Below are 26,532 nucleotides of genomic sequence, written 5' to 3'. Positions count from 1 at the left end.
GAGGGAGCTCATGCTGCGCAGGCTTTGGAAGGGCCGGGCGTTCGGCTTTGCGGGGAGCGTCTTTCGCTGGGCTTGTACGGGAGCCTGTCTCCTCTTCTCATTTTGCTTCCTTCCCAGTCTTGCCTCGCTGCTCTTCGTTTTGGCGGCGTTCTTCCTTGCTCCGGTGAAGCAGCTATCGAACCGGCTGCCTCACCTTCATCGAGGAGACTTCGACGCGCCCGCCTGGGCACGTAGGGCGGGACGCTACTGGCTGCCGGCAGCCCTCGCCCTCTTCCTTACGGCCTGCTACTCCGCAGGGGCGAGCACTGTCCAAAACAGCGGGGAGGCTCCCTCGACGGAGGAGCGGACGGACGAAATGCAGGCAAGGCTAGATGCGGTGAATCTCACCCCTACGACTGGGGTGCTCGAGTACTCCGACCTTCCCGTTGATCCCCTGACTCTCGTGAGATGCTCCGACGAGGGCGCGGAGGTCTCCGCCTCTGGCGGTATCGACCTTAGGAGGCTCGGGCGACAGGAGCTGAGCTATGTCATCCACCTGGGCGACAAGACGAAGGAGCAGAACGTCGCCTTCGAGGTGCGTGACACCCGCGCTCCCAACATCACTCTCGCACAGGACGTGCTGGGGATTGTGCAGGGGGATGGCCTCGACGTGGCCTCCAACGTGAGTGTCACGGCAGATCCGGTGGATGGGGCTCTGCCACGCGTGGAGGAGGAGCCAGTCCCCAAAGGAAGCCAGGATGGGAAGAACTTCTACGAAGTGGGCTGGTACCTCATCGACGGGTCGGTTGACACCAACGTTCCGGGCAGCTACGAGCTCGTGGTCAGAGCTTGCGATGCAAGCGGAAACAGCGCCAAGAAGTCCTTCAGAGTCGAGGTGTCCTCCAAGCCAGAGGAGAAGTCCCCCGATGCCTCCACGGCCCAACAGGAGGTCTCATCAGCCCAGGAACCGACTTCGGTAGTTTCCGCGTCAGAGCCCCAGACCCAGACATACGTGCTCAACACCCATACCCACAAGTTTCATCGCGAGGGATGCCGCGACATTAGCCGAATGAAGGACAAGAACAAGAAAGTCGTGGAGTCGACGCGCGAGGAGCTCATCGCCCAGGGGTATAGCCCCTGCGGCCACTGCAACCCCTAGCGGAATCTCCCGCCTAGTCGTCAGCACATGGCTGCGTCTGAGAATGACCTGCCCTCTTCCCTTGTGGGGAGTTGCCACGTGCGCATTCTATTTTTAGAATGCGCACCCCCATATGCCGACCTGGCATTTTGAGACGAAGCGCGCATTCTAAAAATAGAATGCGCGCTTCGCTGGCAATCCGTGCGAGGCGCTCGAAGCGGGCGCCCCAGGGCAGCCGGGAATTGGCCAGTGGCTCGCGACCCATAGCCCATGGCCCGTGGCCCGCGGGTTCGGCCGTCGCCGGCGCTACCTGCGCTCGGGCACGCGGGTCATCAGGACGAAGCCGATGACGAAGAGCACGACGATGGACAGCACGCCCAGAGACCCGCTTCCCGTGACCGCCGTCATGGTGCCCACGATGAAGGTTCCCAGGATGGCGGCGTACTTGCCGAAGATGTCGAAGAAGCCGAAGTACTCGTTGGCGTGGTCCTTGGGGCAGAGCTTTCCGAACTCGGAGCGCGAGAGCGCCTGAAGCCCGCCCTGGAAGAGTCCCACCATGATGGCGAGGAACCAGAATTCGGCGGCGCTGCGGAGGAAGAAGGCGGCAAAGAGCGTGATGAAGGTGTAGCCCGCGATGCCCACCAGGATCATCTTGCGGGTGCCCACCCGGCTGCCCAGCTTGCCGTAGGCGATGGCCGAGGGGAAGGCCACGAACTGCGTCACCAGCAGGGCGAGCACGAGCTGGGTGCCGTCGATCCCGAGGTCGGACCCATAGCTCGTGGAGAGCTTGATGATGGTGTGCACGCCGTCGATGTAGAAGAAGTACGCCAGCATGTAGGTGCGCAGGGCCTCGTCTCCGCCGATGCAGCGCAGGGTCGAGCCGATGCCCCGCACTGCCTTGGAGAGGGCGTGGCTCTCGAGCGGCTTGTAGTGGGTCTGCTCCACGTCGCGCAGCATCGGGATCGTGAAGGCGAGCCACCAGGCCGCGGTGACGGCGAACGAGATCTGCATGGAGGTCTGCAGCGCCAGGCCCAGCCGCTCGCGCAGGAGCACGACGGCGAGGCAGACCACGAAGGGCACGCAGCTGCCGATGTATCCCCAGGCGTAGCCCTGGCTCGAAACCTCGTCCATGTGCTCGTCGGTGGTCGCATCGACCAGGAGTGCGTCGTAGAACACGATCGACGAGTTGAGCATCACCGACGAGATGACGTACACGACCAGGAAGGCCATCGCGTTGGTGGGGAACCCCATTCCCACGGTGGCGACGACGCCCGTGAGCACCGTGCCCAGGACGAACTTCTTCTTCATGCCCTGCATGTCGGCTATGGAGCCGAGGATGGGCATGAGCAGGGCTATGACCAGGGAGGCGACGGTCTCCCCGTAGCTCCAGGCCACGAGCGCGGGCCCATCGGCCAGCGACTTGAAGTAGATGGGGATGACGCTCGTCGCGAGCAGCACGAGGGCCGAGTTGCCAACGTCGTACATGATCCAGCTCTTCTCGGCCTTCGTGAACCTGGTGCGTGCCATCTCTGCTCCCTCCCAGCAGGGCCCATCGCGCATTTCTTGCATATTGTATGTGCGCCCTCGTACGCGATCCCCGCCGCTCAGGCCCAACGGCCCCTCACCAGGGCTCTGCGGCGGGGCCGGGGCACCCGGTGGGCACGGGTCCAAGTGCCCCTTGCATCGCAAGGTGATAAACCGCACCATGGGTGGGACGACGGAAGGAAGGAGCCACCGTGCCCGCGATTCTCACCCACGACTTCTTTGGCAGGGACGCCTACGCCGACGTCTTCTCCCGCCTGGGCCTGCTCTCCGTCGAGGAGCACGATGCCTTCTTCCTGGGCAACCAGGGCCCGGACCCCCTCTTCTACCTGGTGGCCGACCCCCGCGTCTCCAAGGGCAACCGCGTGGGTGGCCTCATGCACCACGCCCGCCCTGCCAAGCTCCTGCTCTCGCTCCATGACGCGCTCTCGATGCTCACGCGCGAGGAGCGCCCCGTGGGTGAGGCCTACGCCGCTGGCTTTCTCTGCCACTACACGCTCGACCGGGCCATGCACCCCCTCGTGTTCTTTAACGAGTACGCCATCTGCGACGCCGGCGTGGACGGGCTCGACCGCTCCGACGGGGGAGAGGTGCACGCAGAGATCGAGCGCGACCTGGACGAGATGGTGCTCTATACCAAGACGGGCAAGACGGTCGCGGACTACAGGCCCTACGAGGAGGTGCTGCACGCCAGCGACCAGACCCTCGCCATCATCGACAAACTGTACTTCTACATGGGCCTCTGGACCTACAGCCGCACCCTGGACCTCGACTGCTACACGCGCGCCGTCAAGGCATTCAGGCTCATGCAGCGCCTCTTCTACACCCCCCGCCAGGGCAAGGCCCGCGTCCTTGCGCCATTGGAGCGCCTCGTCGGCCACAAGCGCTACTCGCTCTATGGCGCCATGGCGCATCGCGTGCGGGCCGAGAGGACCTCGGCCTTCGACAATCACGACCACCATGTCTGGAGCCATCCCTTCGTGGAGGGCGTCTCGAGCACCGACAGCTTCTGGGACATATACGAGGACGCCCTGGAGGAGGTCTTCGACAACGTCACGACGTTCTTCTCGCCCTCGTTCGACTACGCGGCGAGCCTGCGCCTCTCCCGCGACCTCAACTTTTCGGGCATGCCGGTTGACCCGGACGACCCTGATGCCGGCGAGTAGGGAAGGCGGCGCTCCCGCAGCATGACCAGCCTTGCCACGCGCCATGTGATGAAGGCCAACAAGAGCGAGGACACCAAGCCCGAGCTCAGGGTGAGGGAGGCCCTGCGCGCCGCGGGCTACCCCGGCTATCGCCTGCACTGGAAGAAGGCGGCCGGGAGGCCCGACATCTGCTATCCCAGCCGCAAGGTGGCGATCTTCGTGAACGGCTGCTTCTGGCATCGCTGCCCCCACTGCGACCTGCGCATGCCCAAGTCCAACGTCGAGTTCTGGGAGGCGAAGTTCAACCGCAACAGGGCTCGTGACGAGCGTGACCAGGTCCTGCTCATGGAGGACGGCTGGACGGTGGTCGTGGTCTGGGAGTGCCACCTCAAGGGTGAGCGCTTCGAGTCCACGATGCGCGATGTGGTGACGCAGGTCGAGCGGGCGGGCGGTGCCGGAACGCACGCGGGGCGCATCGTGGAGGCCGGGTCCCTGCCGGGCTGGAGGCTCAGGACCATAAGGTCGGGCAGGCACGCGTCGGGGCACTACCGCTAGACTGTGAGACATTGCCAGGCAGCGCCGTAGCCAGAGGGGCGACGCACTGCCACCTGAGGAGGGACGCTCGTGTCAACCTACGTGTTCTCGGACGTGCATGGGCACCTTGCCCCCCTCGACCGCCTGCTGGAGCGCATCGCCCCCGGCGAGGGTGACAGCCTCTTCATGCTAGGCGACATGATCGACCGCGGGCCCGATCCCGTGGGGGTCATGCGCTGCTGTCGCGACCTCCCCGGCTGCACCGTCCTCATGGGCAACCACGAGGACCTCCTCCTCTCGTGCCTCGAGCAGCCCGACGACCCCATCCGCCAGTACAACTGGCAGACCAACGGCGCGGCGAGCACCCAGGCGGGCCTCGACGGGCTTGACGAGGCGTCGCGCACCGAGCTCCTCGGCTGGGTGGAGCAGCTTCCCGTCTGCGCCATCACCCAGGTGGGCGAGAGGCCCTACATCCTGGTGCACGCGGGCATCCGCGCCGACGGGCTCTCTCCCCGCGAGTCCTGGGACGCCCAGGCGCTGCTCGACCTCCTGGACCGGCAGCTCGTGGACGACCTCCTCTGGATCCGCGAGGACTTCTGGGGGCGGCCCACGAACCTCCTCGACGAGGCGGGGCGCGGTCCCATCGTGATCGCGGGCCACACGCCGACGGCGTACCTGGACGGCATGGCGGACCTGCCCGAGCGGCCCTCGAGGGCGGATGACGGGCTCTGCCAGATGGTCAGGGTCGGGGCCTGCGAGGCCACGGGCGGCGTCTCGGACCGCTGGGACATCGACTGCGGCGCCGCGGGCGGCGCGGGCTTCGGGAAGGTCTGCATGCTGCGTCTGGATGATGGCATGGAGTTCTACGAGCCCGTCCGCGAGGGAGAGTAGCGTGCCCTCCGGCCGTGACGCCGGGAGGGGCGCGACCCGGCCGCTGAGGCACGTCGAGTCCCCGCTTCCCGCCGTCTTCGACGCGGACTCCAGGGTGCTCGTCCTGGGGAGCCTCCCCAGCCCGCTCTCGCGCGAGAGGGGCTACCACTACGGGAACCCCCAGAACCGCTTCTGGCGCGTGCTCTCCGCCCTCTGGGATGAGGAGCCTCCCAACAGCGTCGAGGGTCGCCGGGACCTCCTGCGCCGCCATCGTCTTGCCCTGCATGATGTGCTGGCGAGCTGCGACATCGCGGGGGCATCAGACTCGTCCATCGCGAATCCCGTCCCCAACGACCTCGGGCCCATCCTCAGGGCAGCCCCCATCTGCCGCGTGTTCTGCACGGGCTCGACCGCGGCGCGGCTCTACCGCCGTCACGTCGAGCCCGTCCTGGGCGTGCCCTGCGTGGCGCTGCCCTCGACGAGCCCCGCCAACGCCCGGTGGCGCCTCGACGACCTGGTCCGGGCCTACGCCGTGGTGCGCGAGGCCGCGGAGGGGAGCGACCCGCCCTGCCTGTCCCGGGACGCGGTGGGCGGGTAGCGGCCCCGCTCCTGGCTTTTTTGCGCCATCCTTGCCTGACGTCGGCACGCTCTGAGAGAATGCCAGTGCCCAACGGCGATGACCGCAGCTCAAACGAGAGAGACGTCGATGAGGCTTCGTGACATGGACATGACGCCCGGATCGCAGCGGACGCTTGCCTCGGCGAGCGCGCGCGAGCTCCTGCATGGCGCCCTGAGGACGAGCGACGAGGGAGAGGGCTGGGTGCGGCCCTGGCGCTTCTCGCCCATCCAGATGCGCGCCCTGGGGAGCTGCCAGGCCTGGCACCCCGGCCTGTACCGCCAGATGGCCCGCACGACCGCCGGCGTGACGCTCGAGTTCACGACGGACTCGTCAGAGGTCGCCCTCGAGCTCCTGCTCGACGACGAGCCCCGGGGCACCCGTGCGGTGCTCGACTACGTGGACCCTGAGGGGGAGGCGTTCCCTCACGACGGCGTTTCCTGCGAGGTGGACGGCAGGCACCTGGGCCTGCGACAGCCCTCCGGCGACGACGACTGCGTGGTCTTCTCGCTCGACGACCCCGACGCCGCCCCGGCCGATGGCGTCATGCAGCTCCCCGGCATGGGAGACACGCACCACGTGCGCATCTGGCTTCCCTGCCTGCGCGGATGCCGGCTTCGCGACGTCGTGGGCAACGGGAGCTTCGTGAGGGGGGTCGCCGCCCGTCGGGAGCTCCTCGTCCTGGGGGACTCAATCGCCCAGGGGTTCGTCTCGGACGACCCCTTCCAGGCCTGGCCCGCCCTCCTGGCGTCCCGCCTGGACCTGGACCTCGTGAACCAGGGCATAGGTGGGCAGGTGTTCCAGCCGGGGACGCTCCTGGGGCTCGCCCAGGCGGTCGACCCCGCCTGCATCGTCGTGGAGCTGGGGGCAAACTATCGCTACGAGCCCTGCCGCGAGCGCCTGGTGACGCGCGACGTCAGGGGCTACCTGCTCGAGCTCTCGCGCCTCTGGTCTAGGGTCCCCATCTGGGTCATGTCGCCCCTCTGGCACGACGAGGAGGCCTACCCCTCCCACTCCATGAGCTGCTGGCGGAGCGTGCCCCTCTTCCTGGCGGCCCACTGCGCCCCGCACGACCAGATGACCCTCCTGGACGGGGGGCGGCTGCTGGACCACAGGGCCTCGCTCATGGCGGACGGCTTCGAGCATCCCAACGCAGAGGGCTCGCGCCAGCTCGCACGCAGGCTCTGGGTTCGCATGATGATGCGGCGAGGCGACGTGGAGGAGCGCCGCACGCGGGCGCAAACCCTGCTCGAGGGCGCGCCGCGGCGCTGCTTCCCCCTGCAGGAGGAGCTGAGGAGGGGCATCGGAGAGGTGCTGTTCGCGGAGGAGGGCTGCGTGGCCCTCTCGCTGGTGCCCGGCCAGGTCACCATCTGGGGCCGCGACCGGGAGCTCGCGCACGACGTCCTGCTCATGCTGGACGACGTCGAGCTCGTGTACTGCCTCGAGCCGGCGCTCGTTCGCGACGTGTGCCTCACCCTGGGGCTCGAGTCCGTGAGCCCCGTGAGCATCTGCGTGTGTCAGGGGCGGCCCAAGCCAGCGGCGAAGGGGCACCGTCCCTCTCGTCCGCGCGAGGTCCGTCCCCTTGACGCCTCCTTCGCGAGTGTCGTGAGGGAGCGCTACTCCCACCCGGAGTACCTGCGCCAAGGGGAGCTCGAGGGGCTGCTCAAGCAGGGACTCCTGCTGGGGGGCTTCGAGGGCGGCGAGCTGGTGGGGTTCGTGGGCGAGCACCCCGGTGGCTCCATGGGCATGTTGGAGGTCTTCCCCGAGCACAGGGGCAGGGGCTGGGGAGAGGCGCTCGAGCGCGCCAAGATCGAGGACCAGCTGGCGCGTGGCCTCAGGCCCTGGTGCGAGGTGTGGCCGGAGAACAGGGACTCCCTCAGGCTGCAGCGACGCCTTGGTCTCAAGGTCCAGGCTGCCAACGAGAGCTGCTACATATCCCGCGCTCCCGAGGCGGGGGAGGTGGTCGCGCCTGAGGGGGCCGGCGACGGCTGGGCCCACGGTGCGGGCGAGGAGCCCGCGCAAGGTGGAGATACCGCGCAGACGGACGAGCCACCGGCATGTGCGGGGGACGGCCCCAGGCACTAGGTCCCAGGCTGCTCCTATACTGGGCGTCAGAAGACAGCTATCACATGGCTGACGTCGCCCAGGTGCAGCGCGCAGGCTCGCGTCCCTGACGGTCGAGGCCATGCCGGGAGGGACCATGCAGACCAACAGGCTGGCGCCGCTGCTCACGGGGCGCCTTTCCGACGAGGCGGCCGCGCGCGTGCGCGAGCAGCGCGCGTCGGGCACGCTCTCGCACTACGCGACCTCGGACCTCGCGGCGATCCGCCGCGACGACGAGCGCGACCAGGACAGCGCCCTGCGCCCCGCCTTCGTGCGCGACACGGAGAAGATCCTCCACATCCCCGCCTACAACAGGCTCAACGGAAAGACCCAGGTCTTCTCGTTCAGGCCCAACGACGACCTCTGCCGCCGCGGTCTCCACGAGCAGCTCGTGGGCAGGGTCGCGCGGGACATCGGCCGCGTCCTGGGGCTCAACCTGGACCTCATCGAGGCCATAGCCCTGGGCCACGACCTGGGGCACACGCCCTTCGGCCACGTGGGCGAGAAGTGCCTCAACGACGTCTTCCACGAGCGCACGGGGCGCTGGTTCTTCCACAACGTGCAGAGCGTGCGCGTGCTCGACCGCCTCTACGGGCGCAACCTCTCGCTCCAGACCCTCGACGGCGTGATCTGCCACAACGGCGAGTTCGAGCAGCAGCGGCTCGAGACCAGCGGGCTCACCAACTTCGACACCTTCGACCGCGTGGTGGCGGGCTGCTGGGAGACGGGCGAGGATGCCATCGGGCGCCTGCGCCCCATGACCCTCGAGGGCTGCGTCGTCCGCGTGTCGGACATCATCGCCTACGTGGGCAAGGACCGGCAGGACGCCATCCGCGCCGGCATCTGCGACGAGGACAGCTTCGACGACGGCCTGGGAGGCGCCTACAACGCGTGGGCGCTCTCGGCCTTCGTGGCCGACGTGGTCGAGAACAGCCTGGGCAAGGACCGCATCGCCCTGAGCGTGGAGGGGTTCGCCGAGCTCAGGCGCGCGAAGCGCGAGAACTACCAGAAGATCTACCGCTCGGCGGAGGTCAACGGCGACTTCTCGCGCGAGGTGGGGGAGTACTTCCACCGCCTCTACGAGCACGAGCTGGATGCCCTGGCCGAGGGTGACGAGGGCAGCGCCGTGTTCCAGCACCACGTGCTCCCGCTCCAGCGGCACCTGGGCCACTACGGGCGCGAGTACGACTGGGAGACGGACCCCGACCAGACCGTCTGCGACTTCATCAGCGCCATGACCGACGACTACTTCGTGGCGATCTGCCAGGAGACCTTCCCCGAGGCTAGGTCGCTCTTCCCCAGGCGGCGCTACTTCGACGGCGTGCGGGCGTAGAGGGCCACATGGACACCCTCTTCTCAAGCGTCGAGCGCTACAAGCGCAAGGCCAACGCCCCTCTCGCCGTGCGAATGCGGCCTCAGACCCTCGACGAGTTCGTGGGCCAGGAGCAGGCCGTGGGGGAGGGGTCGTGGCTGAGGCGGGCCATAGAGCACGACACGCTCTCGTCCGTCCTCCTCTACGGGCCCGCCGGCACGGGCAAGACCACGCTCGCGCGGATCATCGCCAATGGCACCCATGCCGAGTTCGTCGAGGTCTCGGCCGTGACGGGCACGGTGAAGGACCTCCGTCGCGAGGTGGACGCGGCGGAGAGCCGCCTACTCGTCCAGGGAAGGCGCACCATCCTCTTCGTGGACGAGATCCACCGCTTCAACCGCTCGCAGCAGGACGCGCTGCTGCACGCCGTGGAGGACCGCGTGGTCGTCCTCGTGGGTGCCACGACCGAGAACCCCTACTTCGAGGTCAACTCAGCGCTCATCAGCCGCTCGCGGGTGGTCGAGCTCCAGCCCCTCGACGACGAGTCGCTGCGCACGCTGGTCCTGCGGGCGGTGGCGGACCCCCAGGGCCTGGCTGGCGCCTTCGCCCTCGAGGACGAGGCGCTGCGCGACATCGTGACCCTGGCCGGGGGAGATGGCCGCGCCGCCCTCACCTCGCTCGAGCTCGCGAGCCAGATGGCCCTTCCCACCGGAGACCCCGCCGAGGCCGACCCCTCCCACCCCCTTGCCATCACCTCCGAGCACGTGCGCGAGGCGAACCCCCGCCGCGGCCTCAGCTACGACAAGTCCGGCGACATGCACTACGACGTCATCTCCGCCTTCATCAAGTCGATGCGCGGGAGCGACCCCGACGCGGCCCTCTACTGGCTCGCCCGCATGATCGACGCGGGCGAGGACCCCAAGTTCATCGCGCGCCGCATCTTCATCCTCGCCTCCGAGGACATAGGCAACGCCGACCCCCAGGCCCTCCTCGTGGCCGAGGCCGCCTTCAGGGCGACCGAGGTCATCGGATACCCGGAGTGCCGCATCAACCTGGCACAGGCGGCCACCTACATGGCGCTCGCCCCGAAGTCCAACGCCGCCGAGGCGGGCGTCGACGCCGCCCTGCGCGAGGCGCGCGAGGGGCCACGTCGGGAGGTGCCTAGCCACCTGCGCGACCGCCATCGCCCGGGTTCCGAGGGCTATGGCGCCTACCTGTACCCCCACGACTTCCCGGCGGGTTGGGTGCCCCAGCAGTACCTTCCCGACGGGCTCTCGCGGGGCGACTTCTACCATCCGGGGCCGAGGGGCTGGGAGGCCTGGCGCATGGAGGCTGCGGGAAGGGACCATCTTGGCGCGCAGGACGGCCGTCCTGACCAGGACGGCACGAACGGCTAGAATTGGACCCGACCACGTGGCCGCGCCGTGCGTTGCGGCCCACGCACTAGGGAAGGGCAGGTCATGGACCTCACACCTCTTGGCATCTTGATCCTGGCACTCGTGGCCGCGGCGATATGGGCGGTCGTCGAGCTGGCGCTCACCCTCAGGAAGGCCCGTTCCTCCGTCGAGGAGGTGACGAGGTCTGCGAACGAGACGATCGAGCAGGTGCAGCCCATCATCTCGAAGCTGGACGGCGTCATGGACGAGCTGCAGCCCGCGCTGAAGCAGGCCGACCCCATCGCGGCGAAGCTCGACGTCGCCGTGACGCAGGCAAACGTCAGCCTCGAGCGCGTGAACGGCATCCTGGGCGACGTCTCCACCGTGTCCGGCACCGCCGTCGGCGTGACCGACGCCGTGACCAAGGTCGCCAACAACGCGGCGAACTCGGTGAACGGAATCGTTTCACGCCTCGCCCACGTGCCTGGCGAGCGCGGCTCGGCCAAGCTCGCCCCTGCGGACGACGCCTCCCTCGCGGGCGGCCCGGCCTCCTCTCCGCATCACGCCAAGGAGCCCACGGGGTACGTGACCTACGGCAGTCCCAAGGGTGACGACCCCAAGGATGGCGGCCCCAAGGTGGAAGAGGGGGCGGGCGAGGGCGGCGACGCCACCACGAACGAGGACGACGCCGAGGAGTAGCATCGGCCTCCTTCCCAGCCGAGGATCGACCACACACCACGCGGGCGTCGCCTGACAGCGCCCCCTGACAAGGAGAGAAATGACCGAGAACATGGTTCGCCTGAGCGTTCCCGCCGAGGCGAAGTACGCGCGCGCCGTGCGCATGACCGCGGCGAGCCTCGCCGTCGCCTGCGACATGAGCGTGGACGACGTGGAGGACGTCCGCATGGCCGCCGAGGAGGGCTTCGTCTACTGCTGCGCGACCCGTCCCGAGTCCTGCGACATCAGTTTCCGCCTGGGCGAGCGTGCCGTGCGCATGGACTTCGTGCTGGGCGAGGGCGAGCCCGACGAGTCGGAGGGGGGCGCAGGGGAGGATGGCCTCGAGATGGTGGGCCTGCTCCTCTCGGCCATCTGCGACGAGTTCGACATCACCGAGGAGGGCGTCCTGCACCTCGCGAAGGGCACGGTCGTTGCCCATGCCTAGCCTCGACGCAACGTCCGCCTCGGCCGAGCGCCGCCGTCGCAGGAGCTCCGCGCGCCTCACCCACGGCAAGCTCGCCTGGGACAAGGGGCGCACGCGCGAGCTCTTCCGCCGCTACAAGGAGGAGGGCGACGAGGAGGCCCGCGAGCAGCTCATCGAGAGCCACCTGAACCTGGTCCGCTTCCTCGCGTCCAAGTTCAAGAACCGCGGCGAGCCGCTGGACGACCTCATCCAGGTGGGCTCCATCGGCCTCATCAAGGCCATCGACCGCTTCGACCCCGAGCGCGGCCTCGAGTTCACGACCTTCGCCACGCCCACCATCACGGGAGAGATCAAGCGCCACTTCCGCGACAAGGGCTGGTCGGTGCGCGTGCCCCGTCGCCTGCAGGAGCTCTCGGCCAAGGTCAACCAGGTGACCGACGAGCTCACGAAGGAGCTGCAGCGCAGCCCCTCGGTGGAGGAGATAGCCCGCGAGCTCGACTCCACGGTGGACGAGGTGCTCGAGGCGATGGAGTCCTCCAGCGCCTACAGCTCGGTCTCGCTTGAGGCGCCGAGCTCGGGTGGGGACGACGACAGCCCCTCGGTCCTGGACCACTACGCCAGCGAGGACGAGGAGCTCGCCTCCTCTGACGACCGCATGGTCATCGAGGACACCATCCGCGACTTCTCTCCGCGCGAGCAGGAGATCATACGCATGCGCTTCATCGACGGCCTCACCCAGGTCGAGATCGCGAAGCGGCTCGGCATCTCCCAGGTGCAGGTCTCGCGCCTCCTGAGGCGCACCCTCAAGAAGGTCCAGGAGAAGATCGACCCCGAGGGGCTCATGCGCTAGGCCGGAAGGGAGCCCTCATGCCCCAGACCGACGCCCACGACCGTGGCGCCAGCGACGAAAGGGCCCGCAGGGTCGCCCTGCGGGCCTGGGCGACCGTGGGCTGCCTGCTCGCCGTCTGGCTGGCCAGCCGCGCGCTCGTGATCGTGTGGCCCGCGGTGGAGCTCCTCATTGTGGGGGTGGTCGTCGGCTTCGTCTGCAGCCCCATCACCAACTGGCTCGAGGGGAGGGGAGTGGGCCGCGCGCTCGCCGCGCTCGCCTCCCTCCTGCTCGTGCTCCTCGTCGCGTCCCTCGTCTTCGTCCTGCTGGGACCGCCCTTCATGAGCCAGCTGCTCGAGGTCCTGCAGAGGACGCCCGTGTACGTCTCGCAGCTGCGCGCGACCATGGGCAGGTTCTGGGAGTCCTTCGGCAGCGACAAGACCGTAGAGGTCCAGCAGAGCCTCGACCAGTTCGTGACCGCCATATCCAACCTGGGCCTCAACACCTCCTCTGAGCTGGTGGAGCGGCTCTCCAGCGGCATCGTGCGCAACGCCGTCTCGGCCGTGGGCGGACTCTTCACCCTCTTCCTCGGGCTCGTCCTGGGCTACTGGTTCGCGAAGGACTACCCGCGGATCGCCCGCGAGCTCATGGTCATCGCCGGTCCCGCGCACGGCAGGGACATCTCCGTCCTGCTCGCCGTGATGAGCCGGTCCGTGGGTGGCTACATGAGGGGCGTGACCGTCACCTCGCTCGTGGGTGGGCTTCTCGCCTTCGTGGGCTACGCGCTCATGGGACACCCCTACGCGGGGCTCATGGCCATCGCGATGGGCGTGTTCCACTTCGTGCCCGTGGTGGGGCCTTGGATTGCCTCCGCCCTCGTCGTGCTGCTCGCGCTCTCGGTGAGCCCCGTGCTCGCCCTCGAGGCCCTGCTCGTCTCGGTGGTGGTGCAGAACCTGACGGACAACGTGGTTTCTCCCCTGGTCATGCAGTCGTCGGTCAAGGTGCACCCGGCGCTCTCGCTTCTGGGCATCGTGATCGGCAACGCCTTGGGCGGGGTCCTGGGCATGGCGCTGGCAATACCGCTCACCGCCGCGGCCCGCAGCGTCTTCGTCTACTTCTTCGAGTCGAAGAGCGGACGGCAGCTCGTCTCGTACGACGGGGCGCTGTTCAGGAGCACCCCCTTCCGCGACGAGGAGGGGCGCATCGAGCCCTCCTTCGACGCCCTGGACGACGACCGCTTCTTCGAAAGCACGCGGCTGGTGAGCCCTGAGGGCCTGCATGCGGTGCGGCCCGAGCCCCGGCCGGACGCGACCGGGGTCGGACTGGGGGCGCGGGTGCAAAACGTCGCGCGGCGTGCCATGCGCGGCAGGTCTGGCGCAGACGGTGAAGAGAAGTAGCTGAGTGGCAATTCCCAGCCGCGCTCGAAGGGCGCGCCACGTATGATATATGGGTTGGCTCGGCGCCACCGCCGCAAGTAAGACCACAAGGAGAAGCATGAGCAGCTCTGACTACAAGACCATGACCACCGCGCAGATTCGCAGCGACTTCCTGCGCTTCTTCGAGGAGAAGGGCTGCAAGCTCTATCCGTCCTCCTCGCTCGTCCCCGAGGACCCCTCGCTCCTCCTCGCCAACGCCGGCATGAACCAGTTCAAGGAGTACTACCAGGGCACCAAGACCATGGGGGAGATAGGTGCCACCTCCTGCCAGAAGTGCCTGCGCACGAACGACATCGACAACATCGGGGACTCCCGCCACCTCTCGTTCTTCGAGATGCTGGGCAACTTCTCGTTCGGCGGCTACACCAAGGCCGACGCCATCGCCTGGGCCTGGGAGTTCATCACCAGCCCCGAGCACCTCGGCCTTCCCGCGGACCGCCTCTACATGACCGTCTTCGAGGACGACGACGAGGCGATCGAGCTCTGGCACGCCCAGGGCGTCGCCTACGACCACATCTCGCGGCTGGGCGAGGAGGACAACTTCTGGGCCGCCGGCCCCACCGGCCCCTGCGGTCCCTGCTCCGAGATCTACTTCGACCAGGGCCCCGACTTCGAGGGAGAGGCGCCCGGCGACGACGGCGACCGCTACCTCGAGTTCTGGAACCTCGTGTTCACCCAGTACGACCGCCAGGAGGACGGCTCCATGCCCGAGCTGCCCCACCGCAACATCGACACGGGCATGGGCCTGGAGCGCATCGCCGCAATCATGCAGCACGAGGGCTCCAACTACGAGGGCGACGTGCTGCGCACGCTCATCGGCGTGGGCGAGCGGCTCGCAGGCGTGACCTATCACGAGTCCGGCTCCGTGGACAAGAGCCTGCGCATCGTCGCGGACCACAGCCGCGCCGTCTCGTTCATGATCGGCGACGGCATCCTGCCCTCCAACGAGGGACGCGGCTACGTCCTGCGCCGCCTGCTGCGCCGCGCCGTCTACCATGGACGCCTCCTGGGCATCCAGGGCCGCTTCCTCTCCAGCTACGTCCACGAGGTCACGAGCCTCATGGCGGACGTGTACCCGCAGCTGGTGGAGAACGGCGCCCTCATCGACGGCATCGTGAACGCCGAGGAGGAGCGCTTCGGCGCAACCCTGGACGCCGGCGAGACCATGCTCAAGACCGAGCTCGAGTCCCTGGGCGAGGGGGAGGACCTCTCGGGCGCCGTGGCCTTCAAGCTGCATGACACCTATGGCTTCCCCATCGACCTTACGCGCGAGATTTGCGCTAACTCCGGCCATGGCATCGACATGGGCGCCTTCGACAGCGCCATGGAGGCCCAGCGCGAGCGCGCCCGCGCCACGGCCAACCGCGACGCCTGGGGCAAGGCCAACAACGTGTGGGTCTCCCTCTCCGACCGCATCGCCCAGACCGAGTTCGTGGGCTACGACAGCGACGAGCTCGAGGGCGCCCGGGTGCTGGCCCTCGTCCGCGACGGCGAGGAGGTCCCCTCCGCCACCCTGGGGCAGAGGGTCGAGGTCGTCCTCGACCGCACTCCCTTCTACGCCGAGATGGGCGGCCAGGTGGGCGACACCGGCAGGCTCCTGGCAGAGGGCCTGAGCCTGCAGGTCACTGACACACGCCACCACGAGGGTGGTCTTGTGGGGCATGTGGCGGAGGTCGTCGCGGGTGAGGTGGCCCAGGGCCGCGAGCTCCGTGCCGTGGTCGACCACGGTCGCCGCGAGCTCATCCGACGCAACCACACCGCGACCCACCTCCTGGACGCCGCGCTCAAGCAGGTCCTGGGCGAGCACGTGAGCCAGGCGGGCTCCCTCGTCGCCCCCGACCGCCTGCGCTTCGACTTCACGCACTTCGAGGCCATGACCAAGGACGAGGTCGAGCGCGTCGAGGGGCTGGTCAACGCGCAGATTTTCGCCGCCGAGCCCATCGTGACCAGGATCATGGGCATCGAGGAGGCCAAGGCGTCCGGTGCAGTCGCCCTCTTCGGCGAGAAGTACGGCGACGTCGTGCGCGTGGTCTCGACCGGCGAGTCCGAGAGGCCCTTCTCCCGCGAGCTCTGCGGCGGCACCCACGCCCGCAACACCGCCGACCTCGGCTTCTTCAAGATCGTGAGCGAGAGCTCCGTGGGGTCCAACGCCCGCAGACTCGAGGCCGTGACCTCCGCCGGCGCCATAGAGTACGTGGACGAGCGCCTGCAGCTCCTGGAAGACGTCGCGGCGTCGCTCAAGTGCCGCCCGTCCGACCTCAAGGCGCGCGTCGAGGCCCTAGAGGCGGAGCTCCGCGAGGCGTGCAAGAGCCTGGACGCGGCCAAGGTGGGTGCCTCCAGCGACCAGCTGGCGCAGGCCATCTCCTCCGCGGTCGACCTGGGCGGCTACCGCTGCGCCATCGCCCGCGTCGAGGGCCTCTCGGGCAAGGAGCTCCGCAGCGCCTGGGACACCATCCGCGACGGCATGGGCGGGCAGAAGGCCGCCTGCGTCATCGCCTCCGCCATGCCAGACGGCAAGGTCGCCCTGCTCGCGGCGGCCACCGACGACGCCGTCGCCCTGGGCTTCTCCGCCGGCAAGGTGGTCAAGGAGGCCTCGCAGCTGGTGGGTGGCCGCGGTGGCGGAAGGCCCAACATGGCCCAGGCAGGCGGCACCGACGCCTCCGGAATCGACGCGGCGCTGAAGGCCGCCCGAGAGATGCTGGGCGCCTAGCGGCATGCGGGTCCTCGCCCTCGACATAGGGGAGGTGCGCATCGGCGTCGCGGCGAGCGACGCGAGCGGAAGCATCGCCTCTCCCGTCAAGGTGCTCCCGGCCCAGGAGGTCCTCCAGAACGCGCGCAGCTTCAGGCGCATCCTGGAGGACTACGAGCCCGAGCTCCTGCTGTGCGGCCGCCCCCTCACCCTTGCGGGCGAGGAGGGTCCCCAGGCCGAGCGCGTCATGGAGCAGGCGAGGGGGGTCGCGGCTTCCTGCGGCCTTCCTCTGGAGTTTGCCGACGAGCGCCTCTCGTCCAGGGAGGCCAAGCGTATCCTTCGTGAGCAGGGGTACGACGAGCGCTCGATGCGCGGGCGCGTCGACATGGTGGCGGCGTCCCTGTTCCTGCAGGCCTGGCTGGACGCCCGAGTAGATTAGGTCCCTGATGTCTAACAACCCGACCCGCAACGGATCGCACTTCTCGCCCGAGCCCTCGAGTCGCGGCTCCCGGCCCGTCCGCGGCGGTGACACGCGTCGCTCGCGGGGGTCCTCCACGCCCGACCGCAGGGCGGGCTATGCGGGAGGGGTCTCGCAGCGGAGCGTCAGCGCGACCCGTCGCGCTGCCGGAAACGCCGGCTCTCATGCCCGTGGCGAGAGGCCCGGCGGTCCGCGCCGTCGCTGGCCCAAGGTCGCCTTCATGCTCCTGGTGGTCTGCGGCCTGCTCGTGGGTGCGGGCACCCTCGCCTGGCGCCACTTCTCGTCCTCGGGCAAGGCGGGCGGCTCCGTCGCCGCCGGGCAGAGGGTCACCGTGACCATCCCGGAGGGCTCGGGCGGCAGCCAGATTGCCCAGATCCTCCTCGATGCCGGCGTCATCGGCGACAGCGGTGAGTTCTTCAAGGCCGTTCAGGCCCAGGGCGCGGAGTCGAGCATGAAGAGCGGCTCCTACGACTTCCTCACCGGCGCCAACGTGTCCGAGGTCGTGAGGCAGCTCGTGAGCGGGCCCAACTCCGCGGCGGGCAAGCTGACCATAGCCGAGGGCCTCACCCTCCAGAAGACGGCGGAGGCCGTCGGCGCAAGCGGCATCGGTGTGTCGGCCGAGGACTTCCTCAGCCAGGCGAAGGCCTCCAACTACGCCGCCGACTACCCCTTCCTCGCGCGGGCCGCCAACGACTCGCTCGAGGGCTTCCTCTTCCCCAAGACCTACGACTTCGGCGGCACTCCTGCGACGGCGGACTCCGTCATCCGCGCCATGCTCGACCAGTATGGGCAGGAGGTCGCGAGCCTCGACCTCGCCTCGGCGGAGGCGAGGATCAAGGAGACCTACGGCATCGACATGAGCGACTACGGCATCCTCACCCTCGCCTCCATCATCGAGAAGGAGGCCCTGAACGACGAGGACCGCAGCAACATCTCGTCCGTGATGTACAACCGCATGAGGGAGGGCATGGCCCTGCAGAGCGATGCTACGATGGGCTACGTGACGGGCGGTGCCGTGAGCGCCGACGACCTCAAGACCCAGAGCCCCTACAACACCTACCTCAACGCGGGACTGACCCCGACTCCCATCTGCTCGCCCAGCCTGGCCTCGATCAAGGCCGCGATGGACCCGCCCAGCACCAACTACCTCTACTTCTGGATCACCCAGAGCGAGCACGTCTTCTCCGAGACCTACGACCAGCACCTGCAGGCGATCTCCAATGCCTCGTAGTCCCTTCGAGGCAACGGCCTACGTCGCCTCCGTTGACCTCGTCGACGTCGGGCGCCTCGCCTCCGAGGGGGTGCGCTGCGTGCTCCTGGACCGTGACAACACCTGCGTGCCCCGCGACGCGAAGGTCGCGTCCCCGCAGGTCCTCGACTGGCTCGGGCGCGTGCGGGAGGCGGGAATGGCGACCTGCGTCGTCTCGAACAACTTCCATTCCGCCGAGGTCGAGCGCTCGGCCCGCGAGCTGGGCTGCGAGGTCGTGCATCACGCCATGAAGCCCCTGCCCTTCGCCGTCCATGCCGCGCTGCGCAAGGTGGGCGTCCCCGCCGAGCAGGCCGTGCTCGTGGGCGACCAGGTGTTCACCGACGTCGTGGCGGGGAACCTCGCGGGCGTGCGCACCGTGCTGGTCCGGCCCCAGTCCACCCAGGACCTCTGGTACACGCAGCTCCTGCGCGTCGCGGAGCGCGCCGTCCTGCGCGGCCGCCGGTTCAGGGGGGAATAGCCCGGGACTCGGATGCTAGAATCGTCACGAAAGACATCTTTCCTCTCGAGAGGCTCTATGGCATCGGCTGGCGGGTACGTGGTCCACGAGGGCTGCGACCACATCTTCTTCGTGGGCTTTCACGGAGCGGGCAAGTCCACCCTGGCGCGCAACCTGGGCGGGCTCTTCCGTCGTGACTACGTGGACACCGACCGCATGGTCGAGCGCATGCGCGGCCTCAGCGTCTGCCAGATCTTCGAGCGGGAGGGCGAGGAGGCGTTTCGACGCGACGAGGCCAAGGTCCTGCGGGGCCTGCTCGATCGCAAGTCCCTGCTCGTGAGCTGCGGGGGCGGCATCGTGGAGGGGCGGGAGAGCTGCGAGCTCATGCACCGCATGGGCACGGTGGTCTACCTCGACGGGGACGTCGAGGACTCCCTGCGCCAGCTCAGGCATCCCGAACTCAGGCCCGACTTCGCCACGGTGGACTGCGCCAGGAGCCTCCACGGCCGGAGGCGGCCCCTCTACGAGGCGACCTCCGACTACACGATAGACATCAGGAACAGGACGTTCGAGCAGGTCTGTGCCGATGCGGCCCAGCTGCTCTGGGAGAAGGGTCTGCTATGAGCGAAGAGGTGCCCGAGCTGGTCAGGCAGTGGGTCTCGGTGCCCGGGGGCTCCTGCGACGTGCGCGTGGGCCGCGACCTCGTCGAGGGGCTGGGGTCTGTCCTCAAGACGGTGGCCGGAAGGCCCGAGGTCTGCGCCGTCGTGGTGCCCGAGGGCTCCGACGAGACGCTGGTCGAGCGCCTGCGCAGGCAGGTCACCGACGCGGGCTTCAGGGCGGCCCGCGTGGACGTCCCCGCCGGTGCGGGCGCCCGGGACGTGAGCGCCCTCTGCGCCCTCATGGCCGGCCTGGGGGAGGCCGGCGTCACCTCTGACGACCTCGCGCTCGCCCTGGGGGGCGCAGACGAGCTCTCGCTCGCCCAGGCCGCCTGCTCGGTCTGGTGCGGGGGCGTCCCGCTCGCGGGCATCCCGCTCGACCTCGCGGGCATGCTCCTGGTGCCTGCCTCGCCCCGCGCGCTCGACGTGGGCGGCAGGGAGGAGGTCGCCAGCTTCAGGCTGGGCATCCGCTACCTCTTCTGCGATCCCCTCGTGATGGACCTCTCGCTTGGCTCCGAGGCGACGCGGCTCTCGCTCGCCCTGATGGCCGCCACGGCCGTCGCGGACTCGAGGCCGGCGCTCGAGCACCTCTGGGACGCCACGCCAGAGATCATGGGGGGCGACGAGGACGTCCTGCTCGAACAGACCCTCTCCCTGCTCAAGGCCCGCGGGAAGCTCGCCTCCTCGACGGCCGTCGCCGTGCGACAGTCGCTCTTCTACGGGCAGGACTTCGTGCGCGCCCTGCGCCCGCTGGTCCCCGCGGCATCCGAGGCGGAGCTCCTGGGGGAGGCCCTTCGCTTCTCCGCTCGCGTCTCGGCCGGCGAGGGCAAGCTCGACGTGGACGACGTGCTGGTGCAGGACGAGCTGCTCGAGCGCCTGGGCATCGAGCCCGTCGAATGCGAGCTCGAGCCAGGGGCCATGGTGGAGGCCCTGAGGAGGGAGCGCTTCGCGCGCAGCAACCGCTTCCTCCTGGCGCTGCCCCAGGCCGTGGGGCGCGTGAGGCTCTCCTCCGTCGACGAGGGCCTGCTCGCCGAGCATGCCGCCGCCTGGTGCGACGCCCACCTGCCCGAGGAATAGAAGGATCGAACTGCCGCTGCGGGACGGGCGACGCACCCACGCGGCAGAGGACGCTTAGAGAGGAACCGAACATGGCAGACGCAAAGGCCTGCGCGGGACGCGTCGGGCGCTTCCGCGCGCTCATGGGGGAGCGTGGCTACGACGCCGCGATTCTGAGGAACAACCCCGACCTGCGCTGGCTCACGGGTGCCGAGCGCACCTTCGACGGCGAGGTGGCGCACACGGCCGTCGTCACGGCCGACGGGCTCTGGCTTCACACCGACTCCCGCTACTTCAACACCTTCCAGGAGCGCCTGGGTGCCGACACCCCCTGGCAGATCGACATGGAGCTCGTTGCCCCCGCGGAGTGGGCGGCACGCGTCATCTCGATGGCGCATGCCCGCGTCGTGGCCATCGAGGACAGCTGCAGCCTCGCCTTCTTCGACGCCTTCAACGTCGCCTGCGCAAAGCAATCGACCGCCTGCCTCGTCCCGCGCATGCACGGCGACATCGTCGGCCTGCGCATCGTGAAGGACGCCGAGGAGGTCGAGCTCATGCGGCATGCGCAGGACATCACCGACGCGGCCTTCGAGCACATCTGCGCCTTCGTCAAGGCGGGCATGACCGAGCAGGAGATCAAGGTCGAGCTCGAGAACTACATGCTCACACATGGCGCGGATGCGCTCTCGTTTGACACCATCGTCGCCGCGGGGCCCAACGGCGCCAACCCGCACGCCCAGCCGGGCGAGTACGTGGTCCGGGAGGGCGACATGGTCGTCATGGACTACGGCGCGGGCTACCACGACTACCACTCCGACATGACGCGCACCGTGTGCGTGGGCGAGCCGGGGGAGGAGCAGCGCCGGGTCTACGACGTGGTTCGTCTCGCCCACGAGACCTGCGCTTGCGAGGCAAGGCCCGGCTGCATCGGCAGCGACATCCACAACCTGGCCGTCGAGGTCATCACCGACGCCGGCTACGGCGACTACTTCAAGCATGGCCTGGGCCACGGCGTGGGGCTCGAGATCCACGAGCAGCCCAGCTTCGGGAGGCTCTATGACAAGCCCGTCCCCGTCGGCTCCGTGATAACCATCGAGCCGGGCATCTACCTGCCCGGTCGCTTCGGAGTGCGCCTCGAGGACTTCGGCATCATGGGGGAGGACGGCTACCATCCCTTCACCAAGTCCGGCCACGAGCTTCGCGTGGTGGGGTAGCGCACGACAGGGCAACCCGGCGCGCGGCGGGTCGACCCGGCAGGGGAGGCCCCGCCCGCTGCGTGCTATTCTTCTTTGCTAGCCGCGAGGGCATGCCCCTCGCGCAGACCTGACCAGCCCGAAGGTCGCGCGCGCTCAAGACACGAGTGCCAACGCGTGCCCCGGGCCAGACGAGAGGAAGTACCCGTGGAAGAGATGCCCAAGACCTACGACCCCCAGGCCAGCGAGCCCGCGCTCATCGACCGTTGGGTCTCTGCAGGCTGCTACCAGCGCAGCAAGGGCGTGGGAGACTGCACCGTCGTGATTCCGCCCCCCAACGTCACGGGCATCCTGCACATGGGGCACGCCATGGACGACGCCATCCAGGACGCTTTCGTGCGCTACAACCGCATGAGGGGCCGCTCCACCCGCTGGATCCTGGGAACTGACCATGCCGGCATCGCCACGCAGACCAAGGTGGACAAGAAGCTCAAGTCCGAGGGCATCTCTCGCCTTGAGATCGGACGAGAGAGGTTCCTCGACGCCTGCTGGGACTGGACGCACGAGTACGGCGGGACCATCGTGAGCCAGATTCGCCGCATGGGCTGCTCGATCGACTTCGACGACGAGAAGTTCACCATGAGTCCCGAGTTCTCGAAGGCCGTGCGCAAGGTCTTCGTCGACTGGTACCACGACGGGCTGATCTACCGCGGCAAGCGCATCGTTAACTGGTGCCCCAGCTGCCGCACCGCGATCTCGGACGACGAGGCGGAGTACCAGGACGAGAAGGGTCACCTCTGGTACCTGCGCTACCCCCTGGCGGAGCCCGTGGACGGCGTCGAGTACGTGACCGTGGCCACCACCCGTCCCGAGACCATGCTGGGCGACACCGGCATCGCCGTGAGCCCATCCGACCCCAAGAAGGCGGGGCTCGTGGGCAAGACGGTCATCCTGCCCATCATGGACCGCGAGATCCCCATCTTCTCGGACTGGCACGTCGACGCCGGCTTCGGCACCGGATTTGTCAAGGTGACCCCCGCGCATGACCCCAACGACTACGCCATGGGCCAGGCCCACGGCCTCGAGCAGATCAACATCTTCGACGAGACCGCGCACGTGGTGGAGGGCTACGGCGAGTTCAGCGGCATGGACCGCGACGAGTGCCGCAAGGCCATCGTGGCCTGGTTCGAGGAGCATGGGCTGCTCGACCACGTCGAGGAGCTGGACCACTCCGTCATGCACTGCTACCGCTGCGGCACCGCCCTCGAGCCTTGGCTCAGCGAGCAGTGGTTCGTGGCCGTGGACAAGCTCAAGGAGCGTGCCTGCGAGGTCGTGAGGGACGGCGAGGTCACGTTCCACCCTGACCGCTGGACCCAGACCTACCTCACCTGGATGGAGAACCTCAAGGACTGGTGCATCAGCCGCCAGCTCTGGTGGGGCCACCGCATCCCCGTCTTCTACTGCGACGACTGCGGCTGGCAGGACGCCCTCATGGAGGACGTGGACGTGTGCCCCCACTGCGGCGGCCACCACGTGCACCAGGACGAGGACGTGCTCGACACCTGGTTCAGCTCGCAGCTCTGGACCTTCGCCACGCAGGGCTGGCCCGACCACCCGGAGCAGATGGAGGGGCACCACCCCACCAAGGTGCTGGTCACCGCGCGTGACATCATCGCCCTCTGGGTGGCGCGCATGGTCATGAGCTCCCTCTACTTCACGGGAGAGGTGCCCTTCCACGACGTGTACATCTACGCGACGATCCTGGCCAAGGACGGCAGCCGCATGTCCAAGTCCAAGGGCAACGGCGTCAACCCCATGGAGCTCATGGAGAAGTACGGCGCCGACGCCATGCGCTTCAACCTGCTGACGCTCATCACCAACAACCAGGACGTCAAGTTCGACGCGAACATCGACAAGAAGACCAAGGCGCTCATAGACAGCCCCCGGACCGAGCAGGCGCGCGGGTTCGTGACCAAGATCTGGAACGCGAGCCGCTTCGTCCAGATGAACCTCGACGGCTACGAGCCGGGCCCCGCGCTCGCGCAGACCCCCGAGGACGCCTGGATGCTCAGCCGCCTCGCTCGCGCCGTGCGCACGGCGACCTCGCAGCTCGAGGCCTACGAGTTCGGCGACTACGCCCGTGACATCCAGTCCTTCTTCTGGAACGAGGTCTGCGACTGGTACATCGAGCTCTGCAAGGGCCGCCTCCTGGACGGTGTCGCCGCGGAGCGTTTGCAGGTCCAGCGCAACCTGGTCTTCGTCCTCGACGTGAGCATGCGCCTGCTCCACCCGGTGATGCCCTTCGTGACCGAGAGCGTGTGGGACATGCTTCCCGCCTCCGCCCTGGACGACCATTCGAGCGAGTTCCTCATGACGGCCGCCTGGCCCGAGCCTGAGGCGCTCGCGGGCTTCGTCAACAAGCGCGCGGAGGGGGACTTCGAGCTGGCCAAGCGCCTCATCTCGCAGGTGCGCTCCACGAGGGCGCGCTATCGCCTCTCTCCCAAGGAGGAGCTGCGCGTCGAGGTGAGCTGCGGTGGGCAGCAGACGGTGGACGTCCTTTCTGGCCAGGCGGGCTTCATCCGCAAGGTGGGCCGCGTGAGCGAGCTGGTGCTCTCCGTGGCCGATGGCTTCGCCAAGCCCGAGGGTGCCGTGGTGGCGCACGAGGGCGACTTCGATGCCTATGTGCTGGTGGGGGAGCTGGTTGACCTCAAGGCCGAGGCCGCGCGCCTCGCCAAGGACCTCGCCAAGGCCGAGAAGGACCTGGGCAGCGTGACCAAGACCCTGACAAACGAGGGCTTCGTGGCCAAGGCGGCGCCTGAGGTCATCGAGAAGAAGCGCAACCAGCAGGCCGAGCTCGAGGCGATGGTGGAGGCGCTCAGGCAGCAGATTGCCGACTTCGCCTAGCCACGCCGCTCGCGGAGTTCCGGCTACCTCAGGCAGATTCGGGCGCCCTGACACCTTGCGGTGGCGGGGCGCTCTGCTATGGGTGTAAAATTCCGAAAATTGACAAATTTCCAAACGGGCCTCGTGCCCTGGAAGAGGGGCCTATGAGTCGCGTGAGTCGCAAGGAAGCCGTCTTCTACGATCACTTCAGGGCGTCGTCGAAGATGATCGTCGAGGCTGCGGAGCTCTTCGATCGGATCGTGGGCGAGTGGCCGAGCTCCAAGTCGCTCATCCCCCAGATGAAGGAGTTCGAGAGCAGGCACGACGAGCTCACCGGCGAGGCGATGGATGAGCTCAACCGCTCCTTCATCACCCCCTTCGACCGCGACGACGTCTTCTCGCTCATCACCCTCCTGGACGACATCGTGGACGGCATGGAGGGGGTCTCGGCGCGCTTCTCGATCTACGACGTAAACGTGATGATCGCCCCCGCCAAGGACATGGCGGACCTCACCCTCGCATCCGCCCGCGAGCTCCAGACGCTCTTCGACCACTTCGACAAGTTCAAGAGGGACCCCGTGGTGGCCCAGCAGATGCGCCGCATCAACGAGCTCGAGGACCAGAGCGACGTCGTCTACCGCGAGGCGCTCGGCGCCGTGTTCGCCGCCCACGACGACCCGATTCACACTCTCAAGTGGAAGAGCCTGCTCGACAAGATGGAGGATGCGCTCGACAACTGCAAGCACGTCTCCAACGTCGCCCATAGCGTGGTAATGAAGAATGCCTAGCCCGCTGCTCGTCGCCGTGCTCGTCATAGCGTTCGCCTTCGAGTTCATCAACGGCTTCCATGACACCGCGAATGCCATCGCGACCACGGTCTACACCCGCGCCCTCTCGCCGCGCGTCGCCATCCTGAGCTCGGCCGCGATGAACTTCGTGGGGGCGCTCACGAGCGAGAAGGTCGCCATGACCATCGCCACGGGCCTGGTGAGCGTGCAGCTCGGCCTCCACGTCATCCTCGCCGCCCTCCTGGGCGCCGTGGCCTGGGACCTCTTCACCTGGTGGTTCTCGATTCCCTCGAGCTCGAGCCACGCCCTCATCGGGAGCCTCATCGGCGCGACCATGGTCTTCACGGGGGGACCCCAGGACGTGATCTGGGAGGGGGTTGTGGACAAGGTCGTGATCCCCCTCTTCACCTCGCCCCTCATCGGCCTGGCCCTGGGCTTCGTCTTCATGAACCTGGCCTTCGAGGCCTTCGCCGACGTCACGGCCCATAACGCGAACTCCTTCTTCCACAAGGCCCAGGTCGCCTCGTCGATGTTCATGGCCTACAGCCACGGCAACAACGACGCGCAGAAGACCATGGGCATCATCACCATCGCCCTTGTCTCGGCGGGGATGCTCGATGCCGGGGCCGGCGTGCCCCTCTGGGTGAAGGTGCTCTGCGCGGCGATGATGGCCCTGGGGACCGCCATCGGCGGGCAGCGCATCATGAAGACGGTGGGCCAGGGCGTCACCAAGCTGGAGCCCGCCATCGGCTTCGTCTGCCAGACGGCCTCTGCCATCGCCATCGAGGCCATGACGGCGCTGGGCGCCCCCGTGTCGACCACGCAGGTGCTCACCACCTCGATCATGGGTGCGGGCAGTGCCAAGGGCATCAAGAACGTGCGCTGGGGGGTCGCCGGCAGCATCGTGACCGCCTGGGTCGTGACCCTTCCGGCGACCATGTGCCTCGGCGCCCTCTTCGCCCTCGTGGCGGGGCGCTTCTAGGGCTCTCGGGCGAATTGCACGGCATCCCGAGCCTTCCCATAAATAACTTAATACGCAGGAAACCATCGGCGTCCGCCCAACTG

23 protein-coding genes are annotated in these 26,532 nt (G+C 68.2%); 22 read left to right on the top strand and 1 reads right to left on the bottom strand.

Features of this window, described 5'->3' with window-relative positions; translation table 11 throughout:
* Window positions 1-10: 10 nt before the first annotated feature.
* Window positions 11-1,138, top strand: coding sequence for a hypothetical protein (locus Q5923_RS01765; protein WP_303131730.1), 1,128 nt, complete (start codon window positions 11-13; stop codon window positions 1,136-1,138).
* Between the two features lie 285 nt (window positions 1,139-1,423).
* Here Q5923_RS01765 and Q5923_RS01760 read toward each other — a convergent pair whose 3' ends face one another.
* Window positions 1,424-2,644, bottom strand: coding sequence for an MFS transporter (locus Q5923_RS01760; RefSeq protein ID WP_009279052.1), 1,221 nt, complete (start codon window positions 2,642-2,644; stop codon window positions 1,424-1,426).
* 209 nt (window positions 2,645-2,853) lie between these two features.
* On the opposite strand from Q5923_RS01760, the gene Q5923_RS01755 reads away from it, so the two are divergent.
* From Q5923_RS01755 to Q5923_RS01655, 21 genes are all read left to right on the top strand, one after another.
* Window positions 2,854-3,825: a hypothetical protein gene (locus Q5923_RS01755; protein ID WP_009279053.1), complete on the top strand. Its 972-nt coding sequence runs from the start codon at window positions 2,854-2,856 to the stop codon at window positions 3,823-3,825.
* Between the two features lie 21 nt (window positions 3,826-3,846).
* Window positions 3,847-4,359: a very short patch repair endonuclease gene (locus Q5923_RS01750; protein WP_303131726.1), complete on the top strand. Its 513-nt coding sequence runs from the start codon at window positions 3,847-3,849 to the stop codon at window positions 4,357-4,359.
* Between the two features lie 69 nt (window positions 4,360-4,428).
* Window positions 4,429-5,229 (top strand): metallophosphoesterase family protein, encoded by an 801-nt coding sequence (locus tag Q5923_RS01745; RefSeq protein WP_062531335.1) that lies wholly within the window; start codon window positions 4,429-4,431, stop codon window positions 5,227-5,229.
* 1 nt (window position 5,230) lies between these two features.
* A complete protein-coding gene (locus Q5923_RS01740; protein ID WP_009279056.1) occupies window positions 5,231-5,806 on the top strand; it encodes a DNA-deoxyinosine glycosylase in 576 nt (191 codons plus the stop codon).
* A gap of 108 nt (window positions 5,807-5,914) precedes the next feature.
* The gene (locus tag Q5923_RS01735; RefSeq protein ID WP_156797621.1) at window positions 5,915-7,909 is read left to right on the top strand and encodes a GNAT family N-acetyltransferase; all 1,995 of its coding nucleotides are present in this window, start codon (window positions 5,915-5,917) and stop codon (window positions 7,907-7,909) included.
* Between the two features lie 115 nt (window positions 7,910-8,024).
* Window positions 8,025-9,260: a deoxyguanosinetriphosphate triphosphohydrolase family protein gene (locus Q5923_RS01730; RefSeq protein ID WP_303131723.1), complete on the top strand. Its 1,236-nt coding sequence runs from the start codon at window positions 8,025-8,027 to the stop codon at window positions 9,258-9,260.
* Between the two features lie 8 nt (window positions 9,261-9,268).
* Window positions 9,269-10,636: a replication-associated recombination protein A gene (locus Q5923_RS01725; protein ID WP_303131721.1), complete on the top strand. Its 1,368-nt coding sequence runs from the start codon at window positions 9,269-9,271 to the stop codon at window positions 10,634-10,636.
* A 63-nt stretch (window positions 10,637-10,699) separates the two neighbouring features.
* Window positions 10,700-11,314, top strand: a complete 615-nt coding sequence (locus tag Q5923_RS01720) for a DUF948 domain-containing protein (protein WP_303131719.1) — start codon at window positions 10,700-10,702, stop codon at window positions 11,312-11,314.
* A gap of 79 nt (window positions 11,315-11,393) precedes the next feature.
* Entirely contained in the window at window positions 11,394-11,777 is a 384-nt protein-coding gene (locus tag Q5923_RS01715) for a hypothetical protein (protein WP_009279061.1), read from the top strand.
* Window positions 11,770-12,606: a SigB/SigF/SigG family RNA polymerase sigma factor gene (locus Q5923_RS01710; RefSeq protein WP_303131716.1), complete on the top strand. Its 837-nt coding sequence runs from the start codon at window positions 11,770-11,772 to the stop codon at window positions 12,604-12,606. Before Q5923_RS01715 ends, Q5923_RS01710 begins: the two co-directional genes overlap by 8 nt.
* Window positions 12,607-12,623: 17 nt before the next feature.
* On the top strand, window positions 12,624-13,979 hold the full coding sequence (locus tag Q5923_RS01705; RefSeq protein ID WP_303131715.1) for an AI-2E family transporter: 1,356 nt from the start codon (window positions 12,624-12,626) through the stop codon (window positions 13,977-13,979).
* Between the two features lie 97 nt (window positions 13,980-14,076).
* The gene (gene alaS, locus Q5923_RS01700) at window positions 14,077-16,728 is read left to right on the top strand and encodes an alanine--tRNA ligase (protein WP_303131713.1); all 2,652 of its coding nucleotides are present in this window, start codon (window positions 14,077-14,079) and stop codon (window positions 16,726-16,728) included.
* 4 nt (window positions 16,729-16,732) lie between these two features.
* The gene (ruvX, locus tag Q5923_RS01695; protein WP_009279065.1) at window positions 16,733-17,146 is read left to right on the top strand and encodes a Holliday junction resolvase RuvX; all 414 of its coding nucleotides are present in this window, start codon (window positions 16,733-16,735) and stop codon (window positions 17,144-17,146) included.
* Window positions 17,147-17,153: 7 nt separating this feature from the next.
* Window positions 17,154-18,416 (top strand): endolytic transglycosylase MltG, encoded by a 1,263-nt coding sequence (mltG, locus tag Q5923_RS01690; RefSeq protein ID WP_303131711.1) that lies wholly within the window; start codon window positions 17,154-17,156, stop codon window positions 18,414-18,416.
* Window positions 18,406-18,912 carry a YqeG family HAD IIIA-type phosphatase gene (locus Q5923_RS01685; RefSeq protein ID WP_303131709.1) on the top strand — a complete coding sequence of 169 codons (507 nt, stop codon included), beginning with the start codon at window positions 18,406-18,408 and terminating at the stop codon, window positions 18,910-18,912. Before mltG ends, Q5923_RS01685 begins: the two co-directional genes overlap by 11 nt.
* Before the next feature lie 57 nt (window positions 18,913-18,969).
* Entirely contained in the window at window positions 18,970-19,515 is a 546-nt protein-coding gene (locus Q5923_RS01680; protein WP_303131708.1) for a shikimate kinase, read from the top strand.
* Window positions 19,512-20,624: a 3-dehydroquinate synthase gene (locus tag Q5923_RS01675; protein ID WP_303131706.1), complete on the top strand. Its 1,113-nt coding sequence runs from the start codon at window positions 19,512-19,514 to the stop codon at window positions 20,622-20,624. The genes Q5923_RS01680 and Q5923_RS01675 overlap by 4 nt, the downstream gene beginning before the upstream one ends.
* 71 nt (window positions 20,625-20,695) lie before the next feature.
* Window positions 20,696-21,817 carry a Xaa-Pro peptidase family protein gene (locus tag Q5923_RS01670; RefSeq protein WP_303131704.1) on the top strand — a complete coding sequence of 374 codons (1,122 nt, stop codon included), beginning with the start codon at window positions 20,696-20,698 and terminating at the stop codon, window positions 21,815-21,817.
* Window positions 21,818-22,003: 186 nt separating this feature from the next.
* Window positions 22,004-24,700, top strand: a complete 2,697-nt coding sequence (locus tag Q5923_RS01665) for a valine--tRNA ligase (protein ID WP_303131702.1) — start codon at window positions 22,004-22,006, stop codon at window positions 24,698-24,700.
* Window positions 24,701-24,852: 152 nt separating this feature from the next.
* A complete protein-coding gene (locus Q5923_RS01660; RefSeq protein ID WP_303131701.1) occupies window positions 24,853-25,467 on the top strand; it encodes a DUF47 domain-containing protein in 615 nt (204 codons plus the stop codon).
* Window positions 25,460-26,449, top strand: a complete 990-nt coding sequence (locus Q5923_RS01655; RefSeq protein ID WP_303131699.1) for an inorganic phosphate transporter — start codon at window positions 25,460-25,462, stop codon at window positions 26,447-26,449. The genes Q5923_RS01660 and Q5923_RS01655 overlap by 8 nt, the downstream gene beginning before the upstream one ends.
* Window positions 26,450-26,532: the final 83 nt, after the last annotated feature.

It is taken from the genome of uncultured Olsenella sp., assembly GCF_959602185.1.
Classification (GTDB): domain Bacteria; phylum Actinomycetota; class Coriobacteriia; order Coriobacteriales; family Atopobiaceae; genus Olsenella_I; species Olsenella_I phocaeensis.
The sequence above is the reverse complement of the archived record's forward strand: the minus strand, read 5'-3'. Positions and strand labels throughout refer to the sequence as shown.